The sequence below is a fragment of the Micromonospora coxensis genome (assembly GCF_900090295.1).
GTDB lineage: Bacteria > Actinomycetota > Actinomycetes > Mycobacteriales > Micromonosporaceae > Micromonospora > Micromonospora coxensis.
In genome coordinates this window covers 1172467-1198822 of sequence record NZ_LT607753.1, presented here as the reverse complement: position 1 = coordinate 1198822, position 26356 = coordinate 1172467, and the positions used below count along the sequence as shown (strand labels likewise).

At 74.2% G+C, this 26356-nt stretch carries 27 protein-coding genes; 12 read left to right on the top strand and 15 right to left on the bottom strand.

What is annotated here, in order from left to right; all coding sequences use genetic code 11:
* The first annotated feature begins 153 nt into the window (after positions 1–153).
* From GA0070614_RS05325 to GA0070614_RS05315, 3 genes are read left to right on the top strand one after another with little or no spacing between them, the layout of a single operon-like run.
* Positions 154–828, top strand: coding sequence for a response regulator transcription factor (locus tag GA0070614_RS05325; RefSeq protein ID WP_088974911.1), 675 nt, complete (start codon positions 154–156; stop codon positions 826–828).
* Positions 825–2180, top strand: a complete 1356-nt coding sequence (locus GA0070614_RS05320; protein WP_088974910.1) for a sensor histidine kinase — start codon at positions 825–827, stop codon at positions 2178–2180. Before GA0070614_RS05325 ends, GA0070614_RS05320 begins: the two co-directional genes overlap by 4 nt.
* Positions 2177–2767, top strand: a complete 591-nt coding sequence (locus GA0070614_RS05315; protein ID WP_088974909.1) for a GerMN domain-containing protein — start codon at positions 2177–2179, stop codon at positions 2765–2767. The genes GA0070614_RS05320 and GA0070614_RS05315 overlap by 4 nt, the downstream gene beginning before the upstream one ends.
* Before the next feature lie 60 nt (positions 2768–2827).
* Here GA0070614_RS05315 and GA0070614_RS05310 read toward each other — a convergent pair whose 3' ends face one another.
* Genes GA0070614_RS05310 through GA0070614_RS05300 form a run of 3 tightly spaced genes read right to left on the bottom strand, consistent with a single transcriptional unit; the run spans position 2828 to position 5613 of the window.
* Positions 2828–3613 carry an ABC transporter ATP-binding protein gene (locus GA0070614_RS05310; RefSeq protein WP_088979231.1) on the bottom strand — a complete coding sequence of 262 codons (786 nt, stop codon included), beginning with the start codon at positions 3611–3613 and terminating at the stop codon, positions 2828–2830.
* A gap of 42 nt (positions 3614–3655) precedes the next feature.
* Positions 3656–4681, bottom strand: a complete 1026-nt coding sequence (locus GA0070614_RS05305; RefSeq protein WP_088974908.1) for a FecCD family ABC transporter permease — start codon at positions 4679–4681, stop codon at positions 3656–3658.
* Positions 4678–5613, bottom strand: a complete 936-nt coding sequence (locus GA0070614_RS05300) for a FecCD family ABC transporter permease (RefSeq protein WP_408630758.1) — start codon at positions 5611–5613, stop codon at positions 4678–4680. The genes GA0070614_RS05305 and GA0070614_RS05300 overlap by 4 nt, the downstream gene beginning before the upstream one ends.
* A 203-nt stretch (positions 5614–5816) precedes the next feature.
* On the opposite strand from GA0070614_RS05300, the gene GA0070614_RS05295 reads away from it, so the two are divergent.
* Complete coding sequence (locus tag GA0070614_RS05295; protein WP_088974906.1) at positions 5817–6848, top strand: ABC transporter substrate-binding protein; 1032 nt, start codon at positions 5817–5819, stop codon at positions 6846–6848.
* A gap of 5 nt (positions 6849–6853) precedes the next feature.
* Positions 6854–7717: a siderophore-interacting protein gene (locus GA0070614_RS05290; RefSeq protein WP_088974905.1), complete on the top strand. Its 864-nt coding sequence runs from the start codon at positions 6854–6856 to the stop codon at positions 7715–7717.
* A 135-nt stretch (positions 7718–7852) separates the two neighbouring features.
* On the opposite strand, the gene GA0070614_RS05285 is transcribed toward GA0070614_RS05290, so the two are convergent.
* Entirely contained in the window at positions 7853–8149 is a 297-nt protein-coding gene (locus tag GA0070614_RS05285) for a hypothetical protein (protein WP_157744940.1), read from the bottom strand.
* Positions 8150–8340: 191 nt separating this feature from the next.
* Here GA0070614_RS05285 and GA0070614_RS05280 point away from each other — a divergent pair, with 191 nt between their 5' ends.
* Entirely contained in the window at positions 8341–8901 is a 561-nt protein-coding gene (locus tag GA0070614_RS05280; RefSeq protein WP_088974903.1) for a PadR family transcriptional regulator, read from the top strand.
* Between the two features lie 14 nt (positions 8902–8915).
* Positions 8916–10631, top strand: a complete 1716-nt coding sequence (locus GA0070614_RS05275; protein ID WP_088974902.1) for an acyl-CoA dehydrogenase — start codon at positions 8916–8918, stop codon at positions 10629–10631.
* 90 nt (positions 10632–10721) lie between these two features.
* Here the strand turns inward: GA0070614_RS05275 and GA0070614_RS05270 are convergent, their stop codons facing one another.
* The 4 genes from GA0070614_RS05270 to pgi form a co-directional block, all read right to left on the bottom strand.
* Complete coding sequence (locus tag GA0070614_RS05270) at positions 10722–11384, bottom strand: lysoplasmalogenase (RefSeq protein WP_088974901.1); 663 nt, start codon at positions 11382–11384, stop codon at positions 10722–10724.
* A complete protein-coding gene (locus tag GA0070614_RS05265; RefSeq protein WP_088974900.1) occupies positions 11381–12229 on the bottom strand; it encodes a sterol desaturase family protein in 849 nt (282 codons plus the stop codon). The genes GA0070614_RS05270 and GA0070614_RS05265 overlap by 4 nt, the downstream gene beginning before the upstream one ends.
* Positions 12226–12951 (bottom strand): FadR/GntR family transcriptional regulator, encoded by a 726-nt coding sequence (locus GA0070614_RS05260; RefSeq protein ID WP_088974899.1) that lies wholly within the window; start codon positions 12949–12951, stop codon positions 12226–12228. Before GA0070614_RS05260 ends, GA0070614_RS05265 begins: the two co-directional genes overlap by 4 nt.
* A gap of 107 nt (positions 12952–13058) precedes the next feature.
* Positions 13059–14696 carry a glucose-6-phosphate isomerase gene (gene pgi, locus GA0070614_RS05255; protein WP_088979230.1) on the bottom strand — a complete coding sequence of 546 codons (1638 nt, stop codon included), beginning with the start codon at positions 14694–14696 and terminating at the stop codon, positions 13059–13061.
* 240 nt (positions 14697–14936) lie between these two features.
* Here pgi and GA0070614_RS05250 point away from each other — a divergent pair, with 240 nt between their 5' ends.
* Entirely contained in the window at positions 14937–16901 is a 1965-nt protein-coding gene (locus GA0070614_RS05250) for an ABC transporter ATP-binding protein (protein ID WP_088974898.1), read from the top strand.
* 419 nt (positions 16902–17320) lie between these two features.
* Positions 17321–18733 (top strand): endo-1,4-beta-xylanase, encoded by a 1413-nt coding sequence (locus tag GA0070614_RS05245; protein ID WP_088974897.1) that lies wholly within the window; start codon positions 17321–17323, stop codon positions 18731–18733.
* Positions 18734–18880: 147 nt separating this feature from the next.
* On the opposite strand, the gene GA0070614_RS05240 is transcribed toward GA0070614_RS05245, so the two are convergent.
* Together GA0070614_RS05240 and GA0070614_RS05235 are read right to left on the bottom strand one after the other, a co-directional pair.
* Positions 18881–19390 carry an NUDIX domain-containing protein gene (locus GA0070614_RS05240; RefSeq protein ID WP_088974896.1) on the bottom strand — a complete coding sequence of 170 codons (510 nt, stop codon included), beginning with the start codon at positions 19388–19390 and terminating at the stop codon, positions 18881–18883.
* 41 nt (positions 19391–19431) lie between these two features.
* Positions 19432–19989 (bottom strand): NADAR family protein, encoded by a 558-nt coding sequence (locus GA0070614_RS05235; RefSeq protein WP_088974895.1) that lies wholly within the window; start codon positions 19987–19989, stop codon positions 19432–19434.
* 123 nt (positions 19990–20112) lie between these two features.
* On the opposite strand from GA0070614_RS05235, the gene GA0070614_RS05230 reads away from it, so the two are divergent.
* A complete protein-coding gene (locus tag GA0070614_RS05230) occupies positions 20113–20475 on the top strand; it encodes an ADP-ribosylation/crystallin J1 (protein ID WP_088974894.1) in 363 nt (120 codons plus the stop codon).
* A gap of 88 nt (positions 20476–20563) precedes the next feature.
* On the opposite strand, the gene GA0070614_RS05225 is transcribed toward GA0070614_RS05230, so the two are convergent.
* The 5 genes from GA0070614_RS05225 to GA0070614_RS05205 form a co-directional block, all read right to left on the bottom strand.
* Entirely contained in the window at positions 20564–21202 is a 639-nt protein-coding gene (locus GA0070614_RS05225) for an SRPBCC family protein (RefSeq protein ID WP_088974893.1), read from the bottom strand.
* The gene (locus GA0070614_RS05220) at positions 21199–21567 is read right to left on the bottom strand and encodes an ArsR/SmtB family transcription factor (RefSeq protein WP_088974892.1); all 369 of its coding nucleotides are present in this window, start codon (positions 21565–21567) and stop codon (positions 21199–21201) included. Before GA0070614_RS05220 ends, GA0070614_RS05225 begins: the two co-directional genes overlap by 4 nt.
* A gap of 38 nt (positions 21568–21605) precedes the next feature.
* The gene (locus GA0070614_RS05215) at positions 21606–22277 is read right to left on the bottom strand and encodes a peptidoglycan recognition protein family protein (RefSeq protein WP_088974891.1); all 672 of its coding nucleotides are present in this window, start codon (positions 22275–22277) and stop codon (positions 21606–21608) included.
* Between the two features lie 22 nt (positions 22278–22299).
* On the bottom strand, positions 22300–23034 hold the full coding sequence (locus GA0070614_RS05210) for a lysozyme (protein WP_088974890.1): 735 nt from the start codon (positions 23032–23034) through the stop codon (positions 22300–22302).
* A 115-nt stretch (positions 23035–23149) separates the two neighbouring features.
* Positions 23150–24466, bottom strand: a complete 1317-nt coding sequence (locus GA0070614_RS05205; RefSeq protein ID WP_231933537.1) for a flavin monoamine oxidase family protein — start codon at positions 24464–24466, stop codon at positions 23150–23152.
* A gap of 136 nt (positions 24467–24602) precedes the next feature.
* Between GA0070614_RS05205 and GA0070614_RS05200 the strand changes: the two genes are divergently transcribed.
* Complete coding sequence (locus tag GA0070614_RS05200; protein ID WP_088974889.1) at positions 24603–24950, top strand: YciI family protein; 348 nt, start codon at positions 24603–24605, stop codon at positions 24948–24950.
* Positions 24947–26272: an RNA polymerase sigma factor gene (locus tag GA0070614_RS05195; RefSeq protein ID WP_088974888.1), complete on the top strand. Its 1326-nt coding sequence runs from the start codon at positions 24947–24949 to the stop codon at positions 26270–26272. The genes GA0070614_RS05200 and GA0070614_RS05195 overlap by 4 nt, the downstream gene beginning before the upstream one ends.
* The last annotated feature ends 84 nt before the right edge of the window (positions 26273–26356 follow it).

Sequence of the window (26356 nt, the reverse complement as noted above, 5' to 3'; positions counted from 1 at the left end):
GTCACGAACGCGCCCCCTTGCTGTCGTCGTCGGTGCCCAGCCTGGTCACGGCCCTTGGCGACCGCCGCGCGGTCGGATGACAGTTGCGTGACAAATCCCCCGTCCGGCCGACCGGGTTGGCCGTTCCCGCCCCGGTCCGGGCACGATGCGGATATGGCGGGCGTGCTGGTGATCGAGGACGACGACCGGATCCGTCTGGCGCTGCTGCTGGCCCTGGAGGACGAGGGCTACGTGGTGCGCGGGGCGGCCACCGCGGAGGAGGGGCTGCGCGCGCAGCGGCAGGACCCGGCCGACCAGGTCCTGGTCGACCTGATGCTGCCCGGCCTGGACGGCTTCGAGTGCATCCGGCAGCTGCGCCGCGACGACGACGTGCCGATCGTGGTGGTCAGCGCCCGGGACGACACCCACGACATCGTCGCCGCGCTGGAGGCCGGCGCCGACGACTACGTGGTCAAGCCGGTGGCGATCAAGGAGCTGTCGGCGCGGTTGCGCGCGCTGCGCCGCCGGGCCCGCACCGCCGCCGCGCCGGTGCCGGTGTACGCCTTCGGCGATCTGGAGATCAGCCCGGAGGAGGGCGAGGTACGCCGGGACGGCCGCCCGGTGCCGGTCACCCGCACCGAGTTCCGGCTGCTGTGCGAGCTGGCCGAGCACGCCGGCCGGGTGCTGTCCCGCCAGCAGTTGCTCAGCCGGGTCTGGGGGTACGACACCGGCGACGAGCGGCTGGTCGACGTGCACGTCGGTCGGTTGCGGCAGAAGATCGAGGCCGACCCGGCCAACCCGCGGCACCTGGTGACGCTGCGCGGTCTCGGCTACAAGCTGCAACGATGAGGCGTCTCGGCCTGCGGGCCCGGGTCACCGCCGCGTTCGCCGTGGGCGCTCTGCTGCTGTCGGCGCTGATGGCCCTGGTCTCGTACGAACTGGTCCGGCGCTCGCTGCTGGAGGAGCGGGAACGCACCGCGGTGCGGGCGGCGTACTTCGACGCGGCCGTGGTGCGCACCGGCCTGGACACCGACCGGCCCGACGTGTACGAGGTGCTGCGGTCGCTGGACACCGGCGGCAGCCGCCGGGCCCTGGTGCACCGCGAGGGGCGGTGGTACGCGCGCACCGCCGACGAGGGCCCGTCCGCGGCGGTGCCGGCGGGGCTGGTGGCGATGGTGGCCGCGGGCGAGCCGGCGGTGCAGCGGGTACGGGTCGACGGCCAGCCGGCGCTGCTGGTCGGGCTGCCGCTGTCGGAGTCGACCGGCTACTACGAGATCACCTCGCTGCGGGAGTTGGAGCAGACCATCCAGGTGCTGGCGCTGGCGCTGACCGTCGTGGCGATGACCGTGGCCGGTTCCGGGGCGGCGCTCGGTTGGTACGCCACCCGGCACGGCCTGCGGCCGTTGACCGCGGTCGCCGACGCGGCGGAGAAGATCGCCGCCGGGGACGTGACGGCGCGGCTGGCGCCGGGCACCGACCCCGACCTGGCCCGCCTCTCCACCTCGTTCAACCGGATGGTGGACCAGGTCGCGGAGCGCATCGAGCGGGACCGCCGGTTCGCCGCGGACGTCAGCCACGAGCTGCGCTCGCCGTTGCAGACCCTCTCCGCCGCGGCGAGCGTGCTCGCCCGCCGTCGGGAGCACCTCGACGAGCGCACGGCGACCGCCGCCGGGCTGGTCGTCGACGAGGTGACCCGATTCGAGCACCTGGTCGACGACCTGATCGAGCTGGCCCGCAGCGACCGGCCGGCGCAGCGGGAGCCGGTGGACGTGGTGGCCCTGGCCCGCCGGGTGTGCCGCGCGCAGGCGCTGCCGGAGTCGCTGGTCCGTCCGGAGCCCGCGGCCACCGCGCTCTGGTCGGTCGACCCGCGCCGGGTCGAGCAGGTGCTGGTCAACCTCCTCGACAACGCGGTGCGCTACGGCGGTGGCCCGGTCGCGGTGCGGCTGTCCCGTGCCGGCGGGTCCGGGGTGGTGGAGGTCGACGACGCCGGCCCGGGCGTGCCACCGGCCGACCGGGAGGTGGTCTTCGACCGGTTCGTCCGGGGCCGCGCGGCGCACGCCCGCGCCGGTGGGGACGGCACCGGGCTCGGTCTGGCGCTGGTCGCCCAGCACGCCGCCGCACACGGTGGCCGGGCGGCGGTGGGGGACCGGCCCGGTGGCGGCGCGCGGTTCCGGGTCGAGCTGCCGGGGGCCCTGCCGTGACCGGGTCCGCCGCCGCCGGCCGCCGGTGGCGGAGGGCGTCCGCCCTGCTCGCGCTGCTGGCGCTGGGCACGGCCGGGTGCGGGGTGCCCGCCGAGGACCGGCCCCGTGCGGTCCGCCCGCCGGCGGGCGTGGGCCTGCCGTCGGTGGCGGCGGCGAGCCCGGCGGCCGGTCGGGTGGCGCAGCCGCTCTGCCTGGTCCGCGACGACCGGCTGGTCCGGGTGGTCCGTCAGGTCGACGTGGCCGGCGACGTCGACCTGCACCTGCGCCGGCTGTTGGCCGGGGCCTCGGCGGCCGAGCGGGAGACCGGGCTGGGCAGCGCCCTGCCCGGGGCGGTCGGCGTCACCGGGGCCCGGCTGGTGGACGGGCGGGCCGAGGTGGTGGTCGCCCCGCCGGCGGACGAGTCCGGCCGCGCCGACGAGGTGCTGGCGTACGGGCAGGTCGTCTGCACGTTGGACGCCCGCGACGACGTCAGCGGGGTGTCGTTCGTCCGGGACGGACGGCCGTTGGGGGTGCCCCGGGCCGACGGTTCGCTCTCCCCGGGCCCGCTGACCGCCGCCGACTACGCCGCCCTCACCGTCCCGAGCTGACCGGTCCGCGTGTGGTGCCGGCGGCCGGCTGCTCCGGCCGGGCCGGGAGGGCGCAGGACGTCACGGGCGTGGCCCGGGCACCCGGGCGGTCGACGGGCGGGCGACGGGGACGACCAGCGGGGTGCCGGTCTCCGGGTCGGGGACGATGCGGCAGGGCAGCCCGAACACCTCCCGCACCAGCTCGACGGTGACCACCTCACGCGGGTCGCCCTCGGCCACCACCCGGCCGTCGCGCATGGCGATCAGGTGGGTGGCGTAGCGGGCCGCCTGGTGCAGGTCGTGCAGCACCGCCACCAGCGTGCGGCCCTGTTCGTGCAGCCGGGCGCAGAGGTCCAGCACCTCGACCTGGTGGGCGATGTCCAGCCAGGTGGTCGGCTCGTCGAGCAGCAGCAGCGGGGTGCGCTGGGCCAGCGCCATGGCGATCCAGACCCGCTGCCGCTGCCCCCCGGAGAGTTCGTCGACCGGTCGGTCGGCCAGGTCGGCGACGCCGGTGTCGGCCATCGACTCGGCCACCACCCGCTCGTCCTCGGCCGACCACTGGCGCAGCAGCCCCTGGTGCGGGTACCGGCCCCGGGCCACCAGGTCGGCCACCGTGATGCCGTCCGGCGCGACCGACGACTGCGGCAGCAGCCCGAGGGTACGGGCCACCGCGCGCGACGGCAGGGAGTGGATGTCCCGCCCGTCCAGCAGCACCGTCCCGGCGCGGGGGCGCAGCGTACGGGCCAGGGCGCGCAGCAGGGTCGACTTGCCGCAGGCGTTCGGCCCGATCACCACGGTGAACGAGCCGTCCGGCACGTCCACCGTCAGCCCCTCGGCGACGACCCGCCGCTCGTAGGCCAGGGTCAGCCCGACCCCGCCCAGACGTGGGTTTCCCGACACGTGATCTCCTCAGCTCCGTCCGGCCCGCCGCTGCGCGGCGAGCAACCACACCAGGTACGCCCCGCCCAGCACGCCGGTCACCACGCCGACCGGCAGTTGCCGGTCGGCGAACGCCCGCTGCGCCATCAGGTCGGCGGCGACCAGCAGCACCGCCCCGACCAGCGCCGAGGCCAGCAGGTTCGGCCCCGGGGCGCGGGTCAGCCGGCGGGCCAGGTGCGGGGCGGTGAGCGCGACGAACGAGACCGGTCCGGCGGCGGCCGCGCCGACGGCGGCGAGCAGCACCGCCGCTGCGAGCAACGCCTGCCGGACCCGGGCCACCGACACGCCCAGGGCGGTCGCGGTGTCGTCGCCGAGTTCCACCATGGACAGCGCCCGCGCCCCGGTGAGCAGCACCGGGGTCAGCGTGGCCAGCACGGCGAGCAGGGGCAGCGCCTGCGCCCAGCCGCGCCCGTCCAGGCTGCCGGTGAGCCAGAGCACCGCCCGGGCGGCGTCCATCAGTGGGGCGCGGGTGAGCAGCCAGCCGTTGAACCCGGTGAGGATCGCGGTGACGCCGATGCCGACCAGCACGACCCGGAAGCCGGCCAGTCCGCGCCCGCCGGTGACGGCGCCGATCAGCAGGCCGGTGGCGACTCCACCGGCCAGCGCCGCGCCGGCCAGGGTGAGGCTGCCGCCACCGACGACGACCACGACCAGCGCCCCGGTCGCCGCGCCCTGGGTGATGCCGAGCACGTCGGGGCTGGCGAGCGGGTTGCGCAGCAGGGACTGCATCACCGCGCCGGCCAGCGCCAGCGCGCCGCCGACGCCGAGCGCGGTGACCAGCCGGGGCAGCCGCAGTTCACCGACGACGAACTCCTCGGCGGCGGTGCCGCCGCCGGTCAGGGTGCGCAGCACGTCGGCCGGGCTCATCGGGTAGTCGCCGCCGCCGACGGCGAGCACCCCGAGGACGAGGGCGGCCAGCACGCAGGCGCCGCCGACGGCCAGCGACCGGGCGCGCCAGCGCAGCGAGATGCCGCCCGGGGCCCGCAGCACGCTCATCGGCGGGCCACCAGGCGCAGGAAGAGCGGCCCGCCGAGGATCGCGGTGACCAGGCCGACCTGGAGTTCGCCGGGGCGGCCGAGCACCCGGCCCAGCACGTCGGCGCCGAGCAGCAGGACCGGGGCGTAGAGCGCGCAGGCGGGCAGCAGCCAGCGCAGGTCCGGCCCGGTCAGCGGCCGGACCAGGTGCGGCACGAGCAGCCCGACGAAGACGATCGGCCCGCAGGCCGCGGTCGCCGCGCCGCAGAGCAGGGTGACGGCGGTGATCGCGCCGGCGCGGACCAGCGCCGGCCGGGCGCCGAGCGCCCGCGCCGCGTCGTCGCCGAGCGCCAGGGCGTTCAGCGCGCGGGCGCCGGCCAGGCCGGCGAGCAGGCCGGCCAGCATGAAGGGCGCGACGGTACGCACGGTGCCGAAGTCGGCGTTGGCCAGCGAGCCGACCGTCCAGAACCGCAGCCGGTCCAGCGAGGCGGAGTCGAGCAGCATCATCGCGCTGACGTACGAGTAGAGCACCGCGTTGAGCGCCGCCCCGGCCAACGCCAGCCGCTCGGGCGTGGCCCGCCGGCCGCCGCCGACGGCGTACCCGAGGGCGGTGACGACGGCGGCGCCGAGTAGGGCGAACCAGATCCAGCCGCCTACCGTGGCCACGCCGAGCAGCCCGACGGCGGTGGCGACCGCGGCCGACGCGCCCGCGTTGATGCCGAGCAGCCCCGGGTCGGCGAGCGGGTTGCGGGTGAGCGCCTGCATCAGCGCCCCGGCCGTGCCGAGCGCCGCCCCGGCGAGCAGGCCGAGCAGGGTCCGGGGCAGGCGCATCCGGTGCACCACGGCGTGCTCGGGGGAGGCGGCGGAGACCAGGCCCTGCCAGACCTCGGCGGGGGAGAGGGGGCGCGCGCCGACCGCGATGCTGAGCAGGGCGACGGTGACCAGGAGCAGCAGGCCGGCGGCGAGCACCCCGGCCCGCCGGCGACGACGGCCGGCCGGCACCGAGGGCGGCGCGTCGACGAGTGTGGTGACGGACAGTGTCGGCTCCGATGTGGGGAGAAACCGCACGGCGGCTCTTGACGGCTGGTTAGGTTAGGTTAACCTAACCGCGTCATCGCGGATCACCGCAGTCCGCCCCTGATCGAAAGACGTCAACGATGCTTCCTTCCTCGTCCGCACGCGGACTTTCCCGGCGGGGCCTGCTGGCCGCCGGTGGTGCCACCCTCGCCTCCCTCCTGGTCGGCTGCGGCGGCGCCGACAAGGCCGGTTCCGCCGACGAGAAGAAGGCGAGCGGGCCCTGGTCGTTCACCGACGACCGCAACCAGAAGGTCGAGCTGAAGGCCACCCCGACCCGGGTGGTCGCCTTCACCGGGGTGGCCGCCGCACTGATCGATTTCGGGCTGGACTCGCAGATCGTCGGGGTCTTCGGGGAGACCACCCGCGCCGACGGCACCCTCGACCCGCAGGCGGGCGCGCTCGACGTCGACAAGGTGACCGTGCTCGGCAACGTGTGGGGCGAGTTCAACCTGGAGAAGTACGCCGGGCTCCGCCCGGAGCTGCTGGTCACCCACATGTACGACCCCGGCGCGTTCTGGTACGTCCCGGACGAGAGCAAGGACAAGATCCTCGCGCTGGCGCCGAGCGTCACCGTCACCACCGCCCGGGTGCCGATGACCCGTCCCATCGCGCGCTACGCCGAACTGGCCCGCTCCCTCGGCGCGGACCTGGACGCCAAGAAGGTCACCGACGCCAAGGCCCGGTTCGAGGCGGCCGCCGAGTCCGTCCGGCAGGCGGTGCAGGCCAACCCCGGCATCCGGGTGATGGCCGCCTCCGGCAGCCCCGACCTGTTCTACGTCTCCAACCCGAAGGTCAGCACCGACCTGATGTACTTCGCCGAGCTGGGCGTGGACATCGTGGTGCCGACGAAGCTCTCCGGCGGCGACTACTTCGAGAGCCTGAGCTGGGAGAACGCCGGCAAGTTCCCGGCCGACCTGATCCTGCTCGACAACCGGTCCACCGCGTTGCAGCCCAAGGACCTGGCCGCCAAGCCGACCTGGCAGGCGCTGCCCGCCGTCCGCGCCGGTCAGGTGACCCCGTGGGACGCGGTGCCCCGCTTCTCGTACGCGGGCGCGGCCCCGCTGCTGGAGAACCTGGCCACCGCCATCCGGTCCGCCAAGCGGCTGGGCTGACGCCGGTGGGCACCGCGACCGTAGCGCCCCCGCTGGTCTACCGCTTCTACCGGGCGCGGGTGCGCTCCACCCGGCGGGTGGGCGCGTCGCTGATCCGGGTCACCCTCACCGGCCCCGAGCTGGCCGGCTTCGCCGGCGGCGGGCGGGACCAGAGCGTCTCGCTCTTCCTGCCGCACCCCGGCCAGCCGGAGCCGGTGGTGCCGCTCGACGCCGGCGAGGACTGGTACGCGCAGTGGCGGGCGACCGACCCTTGCGTGCGGGCGGTGATGCGCTCGTACACCATCAGCGCCCAGCGTCCGGAGGTGTCCGAGGTGGACATCGACTTCGTGCACCACGGCGACGTCGGCCCCGCCTCGCGCTGGGCCGGCCGGGCCCGTCCCGGGGACGCGGTGGTGCTGCTCGGGCCCGCCACGTCGGACAACCGCAGCGTCTGCTTCCGGCCGCCGTCGGACACCGACCACGTGCTGCTCGCCGCCGACGAGACGGCGCTGCCCGCCCTCGCCGGCATCCTCGCCTGGCTGCCCGCCGGCACGTCCGTACGGGCCTGGGTCGAGGTGCCGGACGCCGGGGACATCCGCCGGCTGCCGACCGCCGCCGACGCGGAGCTGCGCTGGCTGGTGCGGGGCAGCACCCCGCCCGGCAGCGGACTGCTCGTCGAGGCGGTCCGCGCCGCCCGGCTCCCCGCCGGCCTGCCGTACGCCTGGATCGCCGGTGAGTCGGCGACCGTACGGGCGCTGCGGCGGCACCTGGTCGCCGAGCGTGGCCTGGACCGGCGGCGGGTGACCTTCGCCGGCTACTGGCGGCGCGGCGCCTCGGAGGAGGACCTGCGCGCGGAGGCCGTCACCGCCGACGCGGCGGAGCTGTCCTGACCGGGCGACCCGGCATCGGAGGTGTCCATAGGGTGCCCGGCCTGCCCTGACGGGCGCCGGCTGGTCGGCGCCATGGGGATCCCGTCCGGGTCGGTGCGGTCGCGCGTCGCGTCGGCCCGGCCGGCGGCTGTGGGATCAGGCCGCCTCGGCGGTCCGCGAGCGGCGGTGCGGCAGGGCGGGCAGGGACGACTCCGACTCCGCCCGGGGCGGCCCGGGCAGCTCCTCCGCCGCCAGGCCGGACATCTCCAGGGCCCGTCGGGCGTTGCTGGCCGCCTCGCAGGGCCACTCCTGACGGTCGCAGAGCAGGTTGTCGCAGCGCCCCGTCCGGTCCGGCTGGTGCGCCTGCGCCACGTCGGCGGCGAGCCGCCACAGCAGCGGATCGGTCACCCCGGCGGGCGCTGTTCGCGGCTGCGGTCGGGTCTGCTCGGACACGGTTTTCCCCTCTGTTCGCACCGGAGGACAGTCTCCCGGCGTGCCGTACGCCAAACCTGCGCCGCGGGTGGTCCTCGCCACGTCGCGCCGTCCACGCCGCGCATCCGGCCCCGTCGGGTGCGCGGCGTCGTCGTGTGACGGATGCCCCTGGCACCTTGCCTATGCAACTCGTTGCATAGCAGGATGCCGGCATGGCCCTCGAACACGCGATCCTGGTCGCCCTGCTGGAGCAGCCGGCCTCCGGCTACGAGCTGGCCCGGCGCTTCGACCGCTCGATCGGCCGGTTCTGGACCGCCACCCACCAGCAGATCTACCGGGTGCTCAAGCGGATGGAGACCGACGGCTGGGTGACCGCCGAGCAGGTCGGGCAGGAGGGCCGGCCGGACAAGCGGCGCTGGTCCGCCGCGCCGCCCGGGCGGGCCGCCCTCGCCGAGTGGCTGCGCGCTCCCGTGCAGCCCGAGGCGGTCCGGCACGAGCTGGCCGTCAAGATCCGCGGCGCGGCCTTCGCCGACCCGGCCGGGCGTGCCGCGCTCGTCGCCGAGGTCGAGCGCTACCGGGTCGACCACGAGGCGGTCCTCGCCCGCTACCTCGCCGGCGAGCGCCGCGACTTCCCCGACGCCACCGACCCGGACGCCCGCGCCGCCCTCCAGCACGTCGTGCTGCGCGGCGGCATCGCGTACGAGCGGATGGTGCTGGCCTGGCTCGACGACGTCCTGGCCACCCTGCGCGACCTCGACCGCCCCACCTCCTGAGGAAGGACGCCCCCATGTCCGTGTTGCTGAACCCCCGCACCTACGACCCCGCCCACCTCGACGACGAGTCCCGGCGGCTGCTGCGCGCCACCGTCGACTTCTTCGAGCAGCGCGGCAAGCAGGCGTTGGTCGACAGCTACAACCGGCACGACTGGTACGGCGACTTCCTCGACTTCGCCGCCAAGTCCGGCCTCTTCGCCGCCTTCTGCACCCCGGCCGCCGACGGCGGCGGCGACCCAGCCAAGCGCTGGGACACCGCCCGCAACGCCGCGCTCAGCGAGGTGCTCGGCTTCTACGGCCTCGGCTACTGGTACACCTGGCAGGTCACCGTCCTGGGCCTAGGCCCGGTCTGGCAGAGCGACAACGCCGCCGCCCGCGCCCGGGCCGCCGAACTGCTCGACGCCGGCCACGTGATGGCCTTCGGCCTCTCCGAGCGCAGCCACGGCGCCGACATCTACTCCACCGACATGCTGCTCACCCCCGACGGCTCGGGCGGCTTCCGGGCCACCGGCGGCAAGTACTACATCGGCAACGGCAACGTCGCCGGCCTGGTCTCCGTCTTCGGCCGCCGCGCCGACGTCGAGGGCCCCGACGGGTACGTCTTCTTCGCCGCCGACAGCCGGCACCCGGCGTACCGGCTGGTGCGCAACGTGGTCAACGCGCAGATGTTCGTCAGCGAGTTCCGGCTGGAGGACTACCCGGTGCGCGCCGAGGACGTGCTGCACACCGGCAAGGCGGCCTTCGACGCCGCGCTCAACACCGTCAACGTGGGCAAGTTCAACCTCTGCACCGCCTCCGTCGGCATCTGTGAGCACGCCATGTTCGAGGCGGTCACCCACGCCCACAACCGGGTGCTGTACGGCCGGCGGGTCACCGACTTCCCGCACGTGCGCCGGGAGCTGACCGACGCGTACGTGCGCCTGGTGGCGATGAAGCTGTTCAGCGACCGGGCGGTGGACTACTTCCGCTCGGCCGGGCCGGACGACCGCCGCTACCTGCTGTTCAACCCGATGACCAAGATGAAGGTGACCACCGAGGGCGAGAAGGTGATCGACCTGCTCTGGGACGTCATCGCCGCCAAGGGCTTCGAGGCGGACACCTACTTCGACAAGGCCGCCCGGGACATCCGTGGCCTGCCCAAGCTCGAAGGCACCGTGCACGTCAACCTGGCCCTGATCCTGAAGTTCATGGCGAACTACCTCTTCGCCCCGGCCGAGTTCCCGCCGGTGCCGACCCGGCACGACCCGGCCGACGACGAGTTCCTGTTCCGGCAGGGCCCGGCCCGGGGCCTCGGCGCGATCCGCTTCCACGACTGGCGGGCCGCGTACGCCGCCTACGCCCACCTGCCGAACGTGGCCCGGTTCACCGAGCAGGCCGACGGGCTCCGGGCGCTGCTCGCCGCGCACGCCCCGAGCGAGGAGCAGCAGCGCGACCTGGACTTCCTGCTCGCCGTCGGGCAGCTCTTCGCGCTGGTGGTCTACGGCCAGCTGATCCTGGAGCAGGCCGAGCTGACCGGCCTCGACGCCGACCTGCTCGACGAGATCTTCGACGTGCTGGTCCGGGACTTCTCCGGGCACGCCACCGAGCTGCACGGCAAGACGGCCACCAGCGAGGAACAGGCGGCCTGGGCGTTGGCCCACGTCCGTCGCCCGGTCACCGACCCCGAGCGCACCGCCCGCGTCTGGACCCAGGTCACCGCCCTCTCCGGCGCCTACGAGATGAACCCCTGACGGACCCGGTCCCGCCGGGCTCACGGTTTGCGGCGTGTTGCGGTGTCAGCGCACTCGGACACCGCGACACGCCGCAAACCGTGCGGCCGATCAGGCGTCGATCGCGGGCTCCGCTCCGGCCGGCGTTCTGGTCGTCGACGGGGTGGGACGCTCGGGCTGGTCGCGCCGCGCCCACGCGGTGGTGATGAGGTAGAGCGCGGCGATGTAGGTGATCATCACCAGCAGCCCCCGCCCGGGCAGTTCGGCCCCGGCCGCGCCGAGCCCGATAAGCAGGTCGGAGCCGAGGAAGAGCGCCCCGCCGGCCGCGGCCCGCCGGGACACCCCGGCCGCGGCGGCGGCCATCAGGCACAGCGCCAGGCTGTAGCCGAGCACCGGCAGCCGCAGCTCGTCCAGCCGCCCCCAGAGCAGCGCGTTGGCCGCCGCCCACAGCGTCAGGTAGCCGGCGAAGACCGCCAGCGGGGCCCGCCGGTGTCGCAGGAACGCGGTGAGGAAGGCCAGCTGGGTGCCGAGGAAGCAGCCCATTCCGACCAGGAACGCGGTGGTGCCGGGCAGCAGCAGCGCCACGTCACCGGCCGTCGCGAACACCAGCCCGGTCGCGACCAGGTCCCACCGGCGGCGTACGCCCAGCAGGACCAGCAGCAGCGGCGCGAGCAGCGGCTTCGCCGCCCACTGCACCGCCCGCGCGTCGAGCGCGACACCGGTCAGCTCGACGGCCACGACCAGCCCGAACAGCCAGGGCCAGAGCCGCCTCACCGGCCGACCGCCGGCTGCGGGGAGGCCGGCTGCCAGCCGGGCCGGCCGAACAGGTAGCCCAGCCGGTGCCGCCAGCAGGTGGCCGAGCGCAGGTCCGCCCAGATGGCGGCGTACTCGTGGGTGGCCACCCGCAGCGGGTTGTAGGTGGTGATGTTCTTGGTCAGCCCGTACCGGACGGCGGCGCGCTCCGGCTCGAAGCTGCCGAAGAGCCGGTCCCAGATGATCAGGATGCCGCCGTAGTTGCGGTCCAGGTACTCGGCGTTGGCGCCGTGGTGGACCCGGTGGTGCGACGGGGTGTTGAAGATGAACTCGATCGGCCGGGGCAGCCGGTCGATCCGCTCGGTGTGCAGGAAGAACTGGTAGAGCAGGCTGACCGACTGCTGCAGGAAGATCATCCACGGCGGGATGCCGAGCAGCGCCAGGCCGAGCCAGAACGGCAGCGAGGTCATCGGCGTCCAGCTCTGCCGCAGCGCGGTGGAGAGGTTGAAGAACTGGCTGGAGTGGTGCACCACGTGGCCGGCCCAGAAGAAGCGCACCTCGTGGTGGACCCGGTGGAACCAGTAGTAGGCCAGGTCGTCGGCGAAGAAGAGCAGCACCCAGGTCCAGACGCTGGTGGGGGAGAGCTGCACCGGCGCGACGGTCCAGGCGGCCGCGTAGAGCCCGACGGTGAGCAGCTTCCACGGGAAGCCGATCACCTGGCTGCCGGCGCCCATGGACAGGCTGGTGGTGGTGTCACGCAGCTCGTAGCCGCGTTCGTCGTCGTCCGGCGCGAACCGGTACGACAACGCCTCGACGACGATGAGCAGCAGGAACGCCGGTACGGCGTAGAGCACGGCGGGGATCATGCGCGACATTCCCTTTCCGGTGGCGTGGTGGGGGTGGGGAGGGAGGCGGTGAGCAGGGCGTGCGCCTCCCGGGCGGCGTCGGCGCCCCGCCCGTCGGCGATCGCCTCGGCCAGGCGGCGGTGCCCGGCGACGTCCAGCAGCTCGGCGGCGCGCCGCTCGGGCGGCACCTCGCCGACGGCCACCGCCCCGGCGACCAGGCTGTTGAACGCCAGCAGGTACGCGGTGTTGCCGGAGCCGTTGACGACGTGCCGCCAGAGCGCGATGTTCGCCTCGCCCATGGCGTGCAGGTCGGGGGCGAGCGCGGCGATCTCCTCGACGGCGCGGACGACCGTGCGCCGCAGCGCCGCGTCGGCCCGCTCGGCGCAGAGCCGGGCGGCGTCGACGCCGATGCAGGCCCGCATCTCCAGCATGTCGCGCATCAGGTTGTCGACCGGCAGCACGTCGCCGGACTGGGCGAGGGACAGCGCCAGGTCGAGGCCGGCGTGCTCGCGCCAGTCGAGCACCCGGGTCGCGCCGCCCTGGCTGACCCGCAGCAGGCCGAGCTGCTGCAACCGGCGCAGCGCCTCGCGGACGGCGTGCCGGTTGACGGCGAAGGCGGCGGCCAGCTCCCGCTCGCCGGGCAGCGGGTCGTCGGGGCGGTAGCGCCCGCTGACGATGGCGTCGCGGAGCTGGGCGAAGACGTGGTCGGAGACGGAACTTCGGGGGACGGGGAGGAAGGCCACGGCAGCAGTGTGACGGCAGACACATCAACCCGTCAACTGGTTGGACCAGTCTTTCCGTACGAGAAACGGCGGCCGGGTCACCGGGACCCGGCCGCCGTCGGTGAACCTCAGGCCCGGCCGCGCTCCGCGCGGTAGCGACGGATCAGCGCCGCCGTCGAGGAGTCCACGTCGGACAGGTCCGGCGCGTCACCGGTCAGCTTCGGCGCGAGCTGGTTGGCCATCACCTTGCCCAGCTCCACACCCCACTGGTCGAACGGGTTGATGTCCCAGATCGCACCCTCGGTGAACACGATGTGCTCGTAGAGGGCGATCAGCTGGCCCAGCGTCGACGGGGTCAGCTTGGGCGCGATGATCGAGGTGGTCGGGTGGTTGCCCGGCATCACCCGGTGCGCCACCACCTCCGGCTTCGTGCCCTCCGCCTCGACCTGCTCCTTCGTCCGGCCGAACGCCAGCGCGGCGGTCTGGGCGAAGAAGTTCGACATGAACAGGTCGTGCATGTCGCCCAGGTCGTGGTTGGGTCGGCTGAACGCGATGAAGTCCGCCGGGATCAGCACGGTGCCCTGGTGGATGAGCTGGTAGAAGGCGTGCTGGCCGTTGGTGCCCGGCTCGCCCCAGAAGATCTCCCCGGTGGCGTGGTCGACGGCGGTGCCGTCCAGCGTCACCGACTTGCCGTTGCTCTCCATCGTCAACTGCTGCAGGTACGCCGGGAACCGGTGCAGGTACTGCGAGTACGGCAGCACGGCGTGGGTCTGCGCGTCGAAGAAGTTGGTGTACCAGACGTTGAGCAGGCCCATCAGGGCCGGCACGTTGCGCTCCACCGGTGTGGTCCGGAAGTGCTCGTCCACGGCGTGGTACCCGGCCAGCAGCTCCCGGAAGCGGTCCGGGCCGATCGCCAGCAGCACCGACAGCCCCACCGCCGACGGCAGCGAGTACCGCCCGCCCACCCAGTCCCAGAAGCCGAACATGTTCTCCGGGTCGATGCCGAAGTCGGCGACCCGCTGGGCGTTCGTGCTGACCGCCACGAAGTGCCGGGCGATCGCCGCGTCGTCGGCGGCGTCGAGCCCGGACAGCAGCCAGGTCTTCGCCTGGTTCGCGTTGGCCAGGGTCTCCTGGGTGGAGAAGGTCTTCGAGACGACCACGAACAGGGTGGTCGCCGGGTCCAGGTCGTGGGTCTTGTCGTGGATGTCGGTCGGGTCGATGTTGGAGACGAACCGGCAGCTGATCCCACCGTCCCGGTACGCCTTCAGCGCCTCGTACGCCATCACCGGCCCGAGGTCGGAGCCGCCGATGCCGATGTTGACCACCGTGGTGATCCGCTCGCCGGTGTGCCCGCGCCACTGCCCGGAGCGGACCCGCTCGGCGAACGCCGTCATCCGGTCCAGCACCCGGTGCACGTCGGCGACCACGTCCTGGCCGTCCACGGTGAGCGAGGCGTCGCGGGGCAGCCGCAGCGCGGTGTGCAGCACCGCCCGGTCCTCGGTGGTGTTGATGTGCTCGCCGGCGAACATCGCGGCGATCCGGTCGGTCAGCCGGACCCGCTCGGCCAGCGCGGTGAGCAGCGTCAGCGTCTCGTCCGTGACCAGGTTCTTGCTGTAGTCGACGTGCAGGTCGGCGACCTCGCCGGTGAGCCGCTCACCCCGGCGCCGGTCCGCGGCGAACAGCTCCCGCAGGTGGACGCCGCGCATCGTCTCGGCGTGCTTGCGCAGCGCCTGCCATTCGTCGGTGGTGGTCACACTCGCTGCCATCGGGTCGATCTTCTCCTTCACGACGTTCACCCGGCGGCGGGCCTCGCGCCGGCCGCCGGCTCGTCGTCCAGCCTGCCACCCGTGGGGGACCCGCGCGACGCGACGCGTCAGACCCGTCCCGCAGGGTGGTCGCCGACACGCCGTTGCGACACGTGTACGACACGCCGGTCACGCGCAGACACCGGACGATCGCCGACAGTAGGCTCGCCGTGCTCCGCTCCTCGACCCCCGGGAGGACCCATGGCGACGGTGACCGGCTCCCGCCCCGCGCCCGGCACGGACTCTCCGTCCGGTGAGGAGGACGGGTTCGACCTGCCGGAGCTGGAGGACGGTCACTGGATGCACCACGCCACCCGGTTCGCGCACACCAGCTTCCGGGCGGTCGCCCGGCGCCTGCCGTACCTGGTCCGCGAGGCCGTCACGCTGGCCTGGTCGACCAGCCGCCGGGACACCTGCGCGGCGATCGGCCTCAACCTGGCCGCCGGGGTGATGACCACGCTCGGGCTGCTGGCGACCACCGGGGTGCTGCGGGAGCTGTTCGCCGCCGGACCCACCCCGGACCGGGTGCGTGCCGCGCTGCCGTCGCTGGCCCTGGCCGCCGCGGCGGTGACCGCCAAGGGCGCGCTCACCGTCTCCGCCGGGTGGGCGCAGGCCCGGCTCATCCCGCAGATCAACTACGCGGTGGAGCTGCGGCTCTTCGAGGCCACCACGGCGGTGGAGCTGGCCGCCTTCGACGACGCCGGCTTCGCCGAGGAGATGGACCGGGTCCGCGACCGGGGGATGGCCGAGGCGGCGTCCATCGTCGACCACACCGTCAACCTGCTCACCGGGGTGGTCGGCGTGCTCGCCACCGCCGTGGCGGTGACCGTGATCCAGCCGGTGCTGCTGCCCTGCCTGCTGCTGGCGGCGGTGCCCGAGGCGGTGACCGCGGTGAAGATGGCCCGCCGGCAGTACCTGCACATGCTGGCCCGGATCACCCGGCGCCGCCGGATGTGGATGCTGGCCCACCTGATGGCCAACCGGCACACCGCCGCCGAGGTCCGGGCCTACCAGATGCGCGGCTTCCTGCTCGGCCAGTACCGCCGGATGATGACCGTCGAGACGCGCGCCCTGCTGCGGCTGGCCCGCGCGCAGAGCACCACCCGGGCGCTCGGCATGTCCGTCGGGGGCGTCGCCGCCTTCGCCGTGTACGCGCTCCTCGGCGGCCTGCTGCTCACCGGGGTGGTGGCCCTGGCCGCCGCGGCGACCGCCCTGCTCGCCCTGCAGTCCGCGCGCTCCAGCCTGGGCGTCGCCGTGTTCGCCACCAACAACCTCTACGAGGACGCGCTCTACTACCAGGACTACCGCGACTTCCTGGACCGGGCGCGCGAGCGGGTCGCCACCGGCGCGGACCGGCCCACCGCCGGGTTCGACACCATCGAGCTGGACCGGGTCACCCTGCGCTACCCGAACACCGAGACGGCGGCCGTGGACGAGGTCAGCCTCACCCTGCGGCGCGGCGAGGTCGTCGCCCTGGTCGGCGAGAACGGCTCCGGCAAGACCACCCTGGCCAAGCTGATCGCCGGCCTCTACCGGCCCACCGGCGGGGTGATCCGCTGGGACGGGGTGGACACCACCGAGCTGGACCCGGAGCAGACCGCCGCCCAGGTGGCCGTGATGACCCAGGACTGGTGGAAGTTCCCGTTCACCGCTGGGCAGAACATCCGCATCGGCCGGCACGAGCGCCAACCCGGCCAGGGCGGCCCGAGCGTGGAGGAGGCCGCCCGGGCCGCCGCCGCGCACGACATGATCGCCGACCTGCCGTTCGGGTACGACACCCTGCTGGACCGGGAGTTCAAGAACGGTCAGGACCTCTCCGGCGGGCAGTGGCAGCGCCTCGTCGCCGCCCGCAGCCTCTACCGCGACGCCCGGCTGCTGATCTGCGACGAGCCGTCCGCCGCCCTCGACGCCCGTGCCGAGCACGCCCTGTTCCAGCATCTGCGCCGCCGGCCGGACCGCGCGGTCGTCCTGATCACCCACCGGCTGGCCAACGTCCGGCACGCCGACCAGATCTTCGTGATGGAGCGCGGCCGGCTCGTGCAGCGCGGCACCCACGACGAGCTGATGGCGGTCGACGGGCTCTACCGCGAGCTGTTCCAGCTCCAGGCCAGCGGCTACGTCGCGCACGGCGGCGGATTCGGCGACCCCCACCCGGTCGACGCCTGACCCCGGGTCCGGCGCCTCGGGGTTCCGAAAGTTTCGGCACCGACCGTCCGGCCGAGGGCGGAGCGGCCCGCCGGCACGGCCCACCGTCCGGCCGGTGTCCGTACGTCATCGGACCGACGGTGGCGTGCGGCGGCGCGGCGAGCGGCCGTACGGGCGGTCGCCGCTCGCCGCGTCGCGGCCGGACGGCGGCGCTCTCCGCGACGCCCGGCGAGACGGTCGGATGGGCCATCGACTTTCGTTGAACTATCGAAAGCATTTCGATACCGTGGCGGCGGGAACGCTTCGACCCTCGCGGTGGCACCGCCCACCACGGCGGTTCCCGACGTGGCCTCCGGGCAGGCGCGTCGGCGACGGCCACCGCGTCGGGCGACGGTCGAGGCGACGGTCCCCCCACCACACCTGTCGAAAGGCGATCTGCCATGAACCATGTCCCCGCCCGCGCCAGCGGGCGTTCGACGACCCGGGCCCGGCTACGCGCCGCGCTCATCGCCGCCGTCGCCGGGGTCGCCGCCGTCGGCACGACGGTCGCCCTGGCCCCCGGCGCCAGCGCCGCGACGACGCTGGGCGCCTCCGCCGCCGAGTCCGGCCGGTACTTCGGCACCGCCGTCGCGGCGAACAGACTGAGCGACTCGGCGTACACGACCATCCTGAACCGCGAGTTCAACCAGGTCACGCCCGAGAACGAGATGAAGATCGACGCGACCGAGCCGCAGCAGGGCGTGTTCACGTACGGCAACGCCGACCGGATCGTCTCGCACGCCCGCAGCCAGGGCATGAAGGTCCGCGGCCACACGCTGGCCTGGCACTCGCAGCAGCCCGGCTGGATGCAGAACCTGTCCGGCAGCGCGCTGCGCAGCGCGATGCTGAACCACGTGACCCAGGTCGCCACCCACTTCCGCGGCCAGGTCGACTGGTGGGACGTGGTGAACGAGGCGTTCGCCGACGGCGGCAGCGGCGCCCGTCGTGACTCGAACCTGCAGCGCACCGGCAACGACTGGATCGAGGCGGCGTTCCGGGCCGCGGACGCGGCGGACCCGAACGCGCAGCTCTGCTACAACGACTACAACATCGACAACTGGAACGACGCCAAGACCCAGGCCGTCTACCGGATGGTGCAGGACTTCAAGAGCCGGGGCGTCCCGATCGACTGCGTCGGCCTGCAGTCGCACTTCACCGGTGGCTCGAACTACCCGAGCAACTACCGCACCACGCTGTCCAGCTTCGCCGCCCTCGGCGTCGACGTGCACATCACCGAGCTGGACATCCGCAACGCGCCGTCCGACGCGTACCGCAACGTGGTCACCGACTGCCTCGCGGTCGCCCGGTGCAAGGGCATCACGGTCTGGGGCATCCGCGACTCCGACTCGTGGCGCTCCGGGGAGAGCCCGCTGCTCTTCGACGGCAGCGGCAACAAGAAGCCCGCCTACAACGCCGTGCTGACCGCGCTCAACAGCGGCGGGACGACCCCGCCGCCGACCACTCCGCCGCCGACCACCCCGCCGCCCACCACGCCGCCGCCGACCACTCCGCCGCCGGGCAACGCCGCCTGCGTCGCCACCGTCCGGCTCGACTCCTGGACCGGCGGCTTCGTGGCGAACGTGACGGTCACCGCCGGCTCGTCGCCGCTCAACGGCTGGACGGTCGGGCTCACCCTGCCCGGCGGCACGGCGATCACCAACACCTGGAGCGCGCAGCCCAGCGCCACCAGCGGCGCCGTGACGTTCCGCAACGTCAGCTACAACGGCAGCGTCGCCGCCGGCACCAGCACCACGTTCGGCTTCCAGGGCACCGGCGTCGGCCCGTCCGCCACGCCGACCTGCGCGGCGAGCTGACCCTACGGCCCGGCGCGGCGGGCGCACCCGCCGCGGCGGGCGCACGCTCCGGCTCCGCCCGTGAGCCGGGTCGCTGACCATGACGTCGGCGGCACGACACGGCGTGTCGTGCCGCCGACGTCATGCCCGCCCCGGCCACGCTCACCGTCAGCGGTGGCGGGCGAAGAAGTCGGCCATCGCGCGGGTGTGGGTGGAGAAGGCCAGCTCGACCGGCTCGGTGAGGACCAGCCACTCGGTGGCCTCCTCGGTGGGCGCCGACGGGGGCAGCTCGGCCGCCGGCCGCTCCGGCAGCTCACCGAAGATCATGATGGTGCCGCCGGCCGGGGCGCCGTGCACCGCGAACAGCCGCGCCTGACCGGCGTCACCGACCAGGCCGGTCTCCTCCCACAACTCGCGTACCAGCGCCTGCGACCACTCCTCGCCGTACTCGATGAAGCCGCCGGGCAGGGCGAGCAGCCCGCGCGCCGGCTCGATGTCCCGGCGGACCACCACCAGGCCGAGCCCGGCGTCGGTGCGCACCGGCAGCAGCGCCACCGCGACCGGCAGCGGATTGCGCCAGACCGTCTCGCCGCAGGCCGCGCAGACCCGGGGCCAGGCCACGTCCGCCGGATAGGCGACGCCGCAGAAGGAGCAGTGCGAGTACGGTACGCCGGTCATGCCGCCGCACGTTACCGCCCGGGTGCGCCACCCCGCTCGCGTCACGCCGCCCGCAGCGTCTCCCGCGCCTCCATCAGCGCGAACCCGAGCAGGTTCAGCCCTCGCCAGCGGCTCGGGTCCTCGGCGCGCGGGTCGTCGGCGGACAGGCCGACGCCCCACACCCGGTCGACCGGGCTCGCCTCGACCAGCACCCGGTCACCGCTGCCCAGCAGGTACGCCCGCAGGTCGTCGTGCTGGCCGAACTTGGCGAGGCTGCCGGCGACCACGATGTCGTAGCGCCGGGACCGCCAGACGGCCTCGTCGAAGCCGCGCACCTGACGGCCGAGCGCCTTGGCCCGGTGCGGGTGCCCGGCGGCGAGGATCCGCTCACCGGTCTCCCCGTCGCCGAAGAGCACCGCCTTGTGCCACATCATCCAGTGCTCGGCCGTGGCGAAGCGCCGACCGTCCACCTCGAACGCCGCCGGCCACCACTGGCTCAGGCAACCGGCGCCGACCGTGCCGTCCGGCCGTGGCCGGTGCCCCCAGAAGCAGAGGTACGTCAGCCGCCGGCCCTCGCGGGCGAGCGCGGCGAGGTCCTCGGCGGTACGCGGTGACGACATGCCGGACAGTCTCCCCGGGACCACCGACAGTCCGCCCTCCGTTTTCCGCGCCCGGAAACCGCCTCGTCGCACCGGCGGTCGACCGGTAACGTCCGGCGGCACGCACGGCGGGGGAGGGGAGCGATGGACGCGACGATGACGCTGTGGCGGCCGACCGGTCCGCAGGAGTTGGCGCTGGTCGAGGCGTCGGGCTGGACGGCGTGGCCGCCGCGCCTGCCCGACCAGCCGATCTTCTACCCGGTGCTCTCCGAGGCGTACGCCGTCATGATCGCCCGGGACTGGAACGTGCCCGCCTCCGGCGTCGGCTTCGTCACCCGGTTCGAGGTGGACCGGGAGTTCGCCGCCCGGTACCCGGTCCGGCAGGTCGGCGGCCGGGACATCCTGGAGCTGTGGGTGCCGGCCGAGGAGTTGGCCGAGTTCAACCGGCACATCGTCGGCCGGATCGAGGTGGTGCACACCTTCGGCGCCGGAGCCGACGGCGGCTGAGGGTGACGCCGGGCCACGGCTGTCGCGTGGCCCGGCGTACCCCCGATCGGGCCGCGTGCAGGCGCGACCCGGCGCCGTCGCGTGGCCGTCAGGCCGGCGCGCCGGTGTAGGCGGCGATGGTGCGCGCGGCGGCTGCCCGCGCGGCCTCCGGGTCGGTGCCGCCGGCGATGTCGGCCTCGCACCAGCGCTCGCCGGAGAGCGTGAAGAACTGTCGTCCCTCCTCGGAGGCCATCCAGGCGGCGGCCTGGTCGGGAGTGATCCCGCTGCCGTCGGCGGCCAGGTGGGAGGCGAGGCCGAGCAGGCCGGAGTCCCAGCCGATACCGACCGCGCCCGGGCCGAACTGCAGCCAGCGCTCGTCGTCGACGTGGGCGACGTGCTCCAGTTCGAACCGGGTGCGCCCGTCGCCCTCGGGGGTGAGCCGGACCTCGATCCAGGAGACCTCGTCGCCGTACTCCCAGGTGGCCGAGAAGCTCTTGGGCGGGTCGCAGCGCTGGATCACGCCGCCGGCGTTGCCCTCGAACTGGTAGCGGCCGTGCAACCGCAGCTCGCCGGTGATGGGCAGGAACCAGCGGGGGATCCGTTCGGCGCTGGTGCAGGCGTCCCAGACGTCCTCCAGCGGCGCGTCGTACGTCTGGCTGATGGTCAGCACGCGGGCCTCGCCGGCCTCCAGCGTCCGGGTGCCGACGGTGCGTCGTACGGCGGCGATCTGGTGGGTGACGTCGCTCATCGTGGTCTCTCTTCCTCGTCGGTCTGTTGCTCCTGGCGCATCCGCCGTTCGCGCCGGCCGCGGGCCAGTTCGGTGCCCAGGGCGTCGAGCTTCGGGCCCCAGAACCCACGGAAGCCGGCCAGCCACTCGTCGACCTCCCGCAGCGGTCGCGGGTCCACCGCGTAGAGGCGGCGGGTGCCCTGCGGGCGCACCGTGGCGAAGCCGTTGTCCCGCAGCACCCGCAGGTGCTGCGAGACGGCGGGCTGGGAGATGCCGAACTCCTCCTGGATCGCCGCGCAGACCTCACCGGCGCTCCGCTCACCCTGGGCCAGCAGCTCCAGGATGCGGCGGCGTACCGGGTCGCCGAGGACGTCGAAGGCGTGCACAGCCCTTTCTATCAAGACCGACTTATATAAGCAACAACTTAGCCGAGGCGGGCGGCGACGGCGGCGCGCAGCTCGGGCAGCCGGCCGTGCAGCAGCCCCGGACACTGGGTGGCGTTGAAGTCCTTGTGGCCGTAGATCTCGCTGGCCGGGATGGCGTACTGCTGGCAGGTGAAGGCGCAGAACCGGACCAGGCTGTCCCAGAGCGCCTGGGGCGGCTGCACGTCCAGGTAGATGCCCTCGTTCTCGATGCCGATCGCCTGGCTGTTCTGCCCGACGCAGTGCGCCCCCTGCACCATGGTCTGCCCGTGCAGCAACGCGTACAGGCTGCCGTGCCGGCCCTCGGTGAGGTGGCCGCCGCGGCTGTTGGTGAAGTGCTGCCCGGAGTCGAGCCAGCCGTTGGTGTCCATGTGCAGGTCCTGGATGTCGCGGGAGTTCGCGTACGCGTGGGCCAGGCTGTAGTCGGTCGAGTTCGGGAACGCCGTGTGATGCACGATGATCTTGTTGGGGCGGCTCTGCACCACGCTGACCCGGGAGGCCGGCGGCCGGGCGCCCCAGGTGGCGCAGTTGGCGATGATCGGCTGGTCGACGCGGGTGGCGGCGGCGCGTACGCCCCGGTCGCCGCCGAGCTGGGCCAGCCCGGAGACGCCGGCGGCGGCGCCGAGCAGGACCGCGCCGCGCAGCGCGGTGCGGCGGGAGACGGGTACGGACATTCTCGTCCTCCTCGGTCCGGGGTCAGCAGGGTCCGTCGCAGGCGAGCACCTTGAGCCGGTCGAGCGAGCCGTTCCAGACGTTCTGGCCGCCCGGCAGCACTCCCGAGGACGACCACTGCCAGAAGGAGTACGTCGGCCAGCCCGCCGGCAGCGTGCCGACGGCGCCGGCGTACCGGGCGATCCAGAGCGGGTTGGTGGCGGCGAACCCGCCGTAGTTGCCGGTGCAGGTGCTCCACCAGTCGGTGGTCGTGTAGATCGTCGCCCAGCGGCCGGTGCGGGCGCGGTACTGGTTGACGAAGGAGGTGATCCAGCTGCGCATGCCGCTCTGGCTCAGCCCGTAGCAGGTCGCGCCGTACGGGTTGTACTCGATGTCGAGCGCCCCGGGCAGCGTCCGGCCGTCCCGCGACCAGCCACCGCCGTGGTCGACGAACCAGTTGGCCTGGGTGGCGCCGCTGGACCGGTCGGGCAGCGCGAGGTGGTACGCGCCCCGGATCATCCCGACGGTGTAGGAGCCGTTGTACTGCTGGGCGAAGTACGGATTGGTGTAGGTGGTGCCCTCGGTCGCCTTGACGTACGCGAAGCGGGCGCCGTTGCTCCAGGCGGCCGACCAGTTGACGTTGCCCTGGTAGCTGGAGACGTCCAGGCCGGGCAGCCCGGCCGGGGCGGCGTCGGCGGAGGTGGGGCGGAGGGCGGCGACGCCGGCGAGCACCATGACGGTCGCCAGCAGGGCCGCCGCGCTCGCGCGCAGACGGTTCATCTTTCCTCCCGGGGGAATGCCGCGCGGGCGGCGGGGAGTGGCGAAAGGAACTGTCAGTATTAGGGCACGAGACGTAGATAGGTTTCAATAGCTTCAATCAAGATTGTCCATTCAGTCAGGCGTGTGCGGCCAGCACCTCGGCCGCCGCCCGCTCGCCGGCCAGCACCGCGCCCTCCAGGTAACCGGCCCACCGCGTCGCCGTCTCGGTGCCCGCCCAGTGCACCCGGCCGGTCGGGCGACGCAGCTCCGGGCCGTACCCGGCCCACGAGCCGGGGGTCAGCGCGCCGCAGAAGCAGCCCCGGGTCCACTCGTCGGCCGACCAGTCGTACTCGACGACCTCGTCGGGGCGCGCGGCGGCCGGGCCGACGATCGCCACCAGCGCGTCCACCAGCGCCGCCCGCCGTCGCTGCGGCGACATCCGCCGCAACTCGCGGGCCTCACCGCCGTACGCGAACGCGGTCAGCACCCCGCGCGACGAGCCCGGCACGCCGTTGTCCACCGTCTCGGTCACCGGCCCCTCGGCGGCGGTCGACACCCCGGAGAGACCGTCGGCCCGCCAGAACGGCTCCGGGTAGACCGCGTGCACCTTCAGCGCCGCACCCATCGGCATCCGCTGGGTCAGCCCGTCGCGCAGCGCGGGCAACGGCGGGTCGTACCCGATCCGGCCGGCCAACGCCGGGGCCAGCGCGACCACCGCCGCGTCCGCCCGGTGCAGGCCTCCGTCGGTGTACGCCACCACACCGGCGTCGTCGTGGCCGATCGCGCGCACCGGCGTGCCCGTGACGACGCTCCCCGGCGGCAGCGCGGCGGCCATCCGCTCCGCCAGCGCCGCCGGCCCACCGACGATCCGGTCCTGCTGCGCCCCACCCGCCATCGCCAGCAGCAACCCACTGCCACCCCCGCTGCGCAGGTAGAACAGCAGCTGCAACAGCGACACCTCCGCCGGGTCGGCGGCGAGCAGGCCGCCGGCGAGCAGGCGTCCGACGTACCGGGCCGACACCGGGTCCGCCGCCACCTCGGCCAGCCAGCCACCCAGCGTCGTACGGTCCCACTCGGCCGCCCGCGCGGCCCGCCACGGCGCCGCCGGATCCACCTCGGCGGCGTCCGCGTCCAGCAGGGCGACCAGCCGGTGCGCCGAGTCCGGCGGCGCGTCCCGCCGCCGGCCGTCCCAGAGCACCGTGGCCGCACCGACGGACGCCGACGGGAAGGTCGTCAGCGCGTGCTCGGCCACCAGCGCCGCCATCCGGTCCTGGGTCGGGCCGATCCACTGCGCGCCCAGGTCCAGCGCGGTGCCGTCGGCCAGCCGGCGGGTGAGCACCCGGCCGCCCACCCGGTCCCGGGCCTCCAGCACCGCCACCTGCGCGCCGGCCCCGGCCAACACGGACGCGGCGGCCAGCCCGGAGAACCCCGCGCCCACCACCACGACCCGCACGGGCGGCCGGATACCCGTGCCACCGTCGGGCACACCTGGCCGCCGGTGGCGAGGTTCCCGGCGCCGGAGTGTCGATTCGCCGGGCCGCCGATCGTGTGGAAGGTGGAAGCCGACCACATCCACCAGGAGGCGTCACGTGAAGCAGTACCTGTTGAGCATCTACCAGCCCGACGGCGGCACGCCCGACCCGGAGTTCCTGGCCGGGGTGATGCGCGAGCTGGGCGCGATCCGCGACGAACTGGAGGCCGCCGGCTGCTGGGTCTTCGGGCAGGGCCTGCACGGCCCGGAGACCGCCACCGTGCTGCGCGCCCAGGGCGACGACGTCCTCGTCACCGACGGACCGTTCGTCGAGGGCAAGGAGCACCTGGGCGGCTTCACCATCCTGCGGGCCCCCGACCTGGACGCCGCCCTGCACTGGGGCCGCCGCTACGCCCGCGCCACCACCCTGCCCATCGAGGTCCGACCCTTCCAGGGCGAGGGGTGACCGACCCGGTCGAGCGGGTGTTCCGCGCGGAGTACGGCCGCGCGGTCGCCGTCCTGGTCCGCCTCCTCGGCGACATCGACCTCGCCGAGGAGGCCGTCCAGGACGCGTTCACCGAGGCCGTCCGACGCTGGCCGGTCGACGGGTCACCGCCGGCCCCGGCCGGCTGGATCATCACCACCGCCCGCAACCGCGCCATCGACCGGCTGCGCCGCGAGGCGTCCCGGGCCGACCGGCACGCCCAGGCCGCCCTGCTGCACGCGGGAGCCGGGATGGGGTCCGGGTGCGGCGCCCAGGAGCCGCCCGCCGAGGAGGGACCCGTGCGCGACGACCGGCTCCGCCTGATCTTCACCTGCTGTCACCCGGCCCTCGCCCCGGCCGCCCGGGTCGCGCTCACCCTGCGCCTGCTCGGCGGGCTCAGCACCGCCGAGATCGCCCGCGCCTTCCTGGTCGCCGAGCCGACCATGGCGCAGCGGCTGGTCCGCGCCAAGGCCAAGATCCGCCACGCCGGCATCCCGTACCGGGTGCCGCGCGACGCCGACCTGCCCGACCGGCTCCGTGCCGTGCTCGCCGTGGTCTACCTGATCTTCACCGAGGGACACACCGCGAGCAGTGGACCCCAACCGGTCCGCGCCGAGCTGTGCGCCGAGGCGGTCCGGCTCGGCCGGCTGCTGGTCGAGCTGATGCCCGACGAGCCGGAGGCGCTGGGCCTGCTCGCGCTGATGCTGCTCACCGAAGCCCGCCGCCCCGCCCGGGTCACCGCCGACGGATTCGTGCCGCTGGCCGTCCAGGACCGCAGCCGCTGGGACCACGCGCTGATCGCCGAGGGACAGGCGCTCGTCCGCCGCTGCCTGCGCCGCGGACGTCCCGGCCCGTACCAGATCCAGGCCGCGATCAACGCCGTGCACAGCGACGCCGCGACGGCCGCCGACACCGACTGGGCCCAGATCCTGGCACTGTACGACCACCTGCACGCGCTCGCCCCCGGCCCGGTCGTGGCGCTGAACCGGGCCGTCGCCGTGGCCGAGGTGCACGGGCCCGCCGTGGCGCTCGCCCTCGTCGACGCCCTCGACCTGGACGGCTACCACGTCTTCCACGCCGTCCGCGCCGACCTGCTGCGCCGGCTGGGGCGCACCGAGGAGGCGGCTGCGGCCTACGGCACCGCCGTGAGGCGTACGGCCAACCCCGCCGAGCAGGCGTACCTTCACAGCCGCCTCGCCTCCCTGGCCGGTTGTGACGGATCGGTGTGGGAGACCTGTGGTGCAACCACCGCAGAGGCGGTGACTGGTGGGGTGACGCATCCGGCGAATCGTCCTGCGCGGTAACCGGTACGGGGGATCAGTCGGCCCAAATGCTGTGAGGCCGCTAATGGCTCCATAAGTTGGTTCTCAACGAGAGACAGAGCTGCG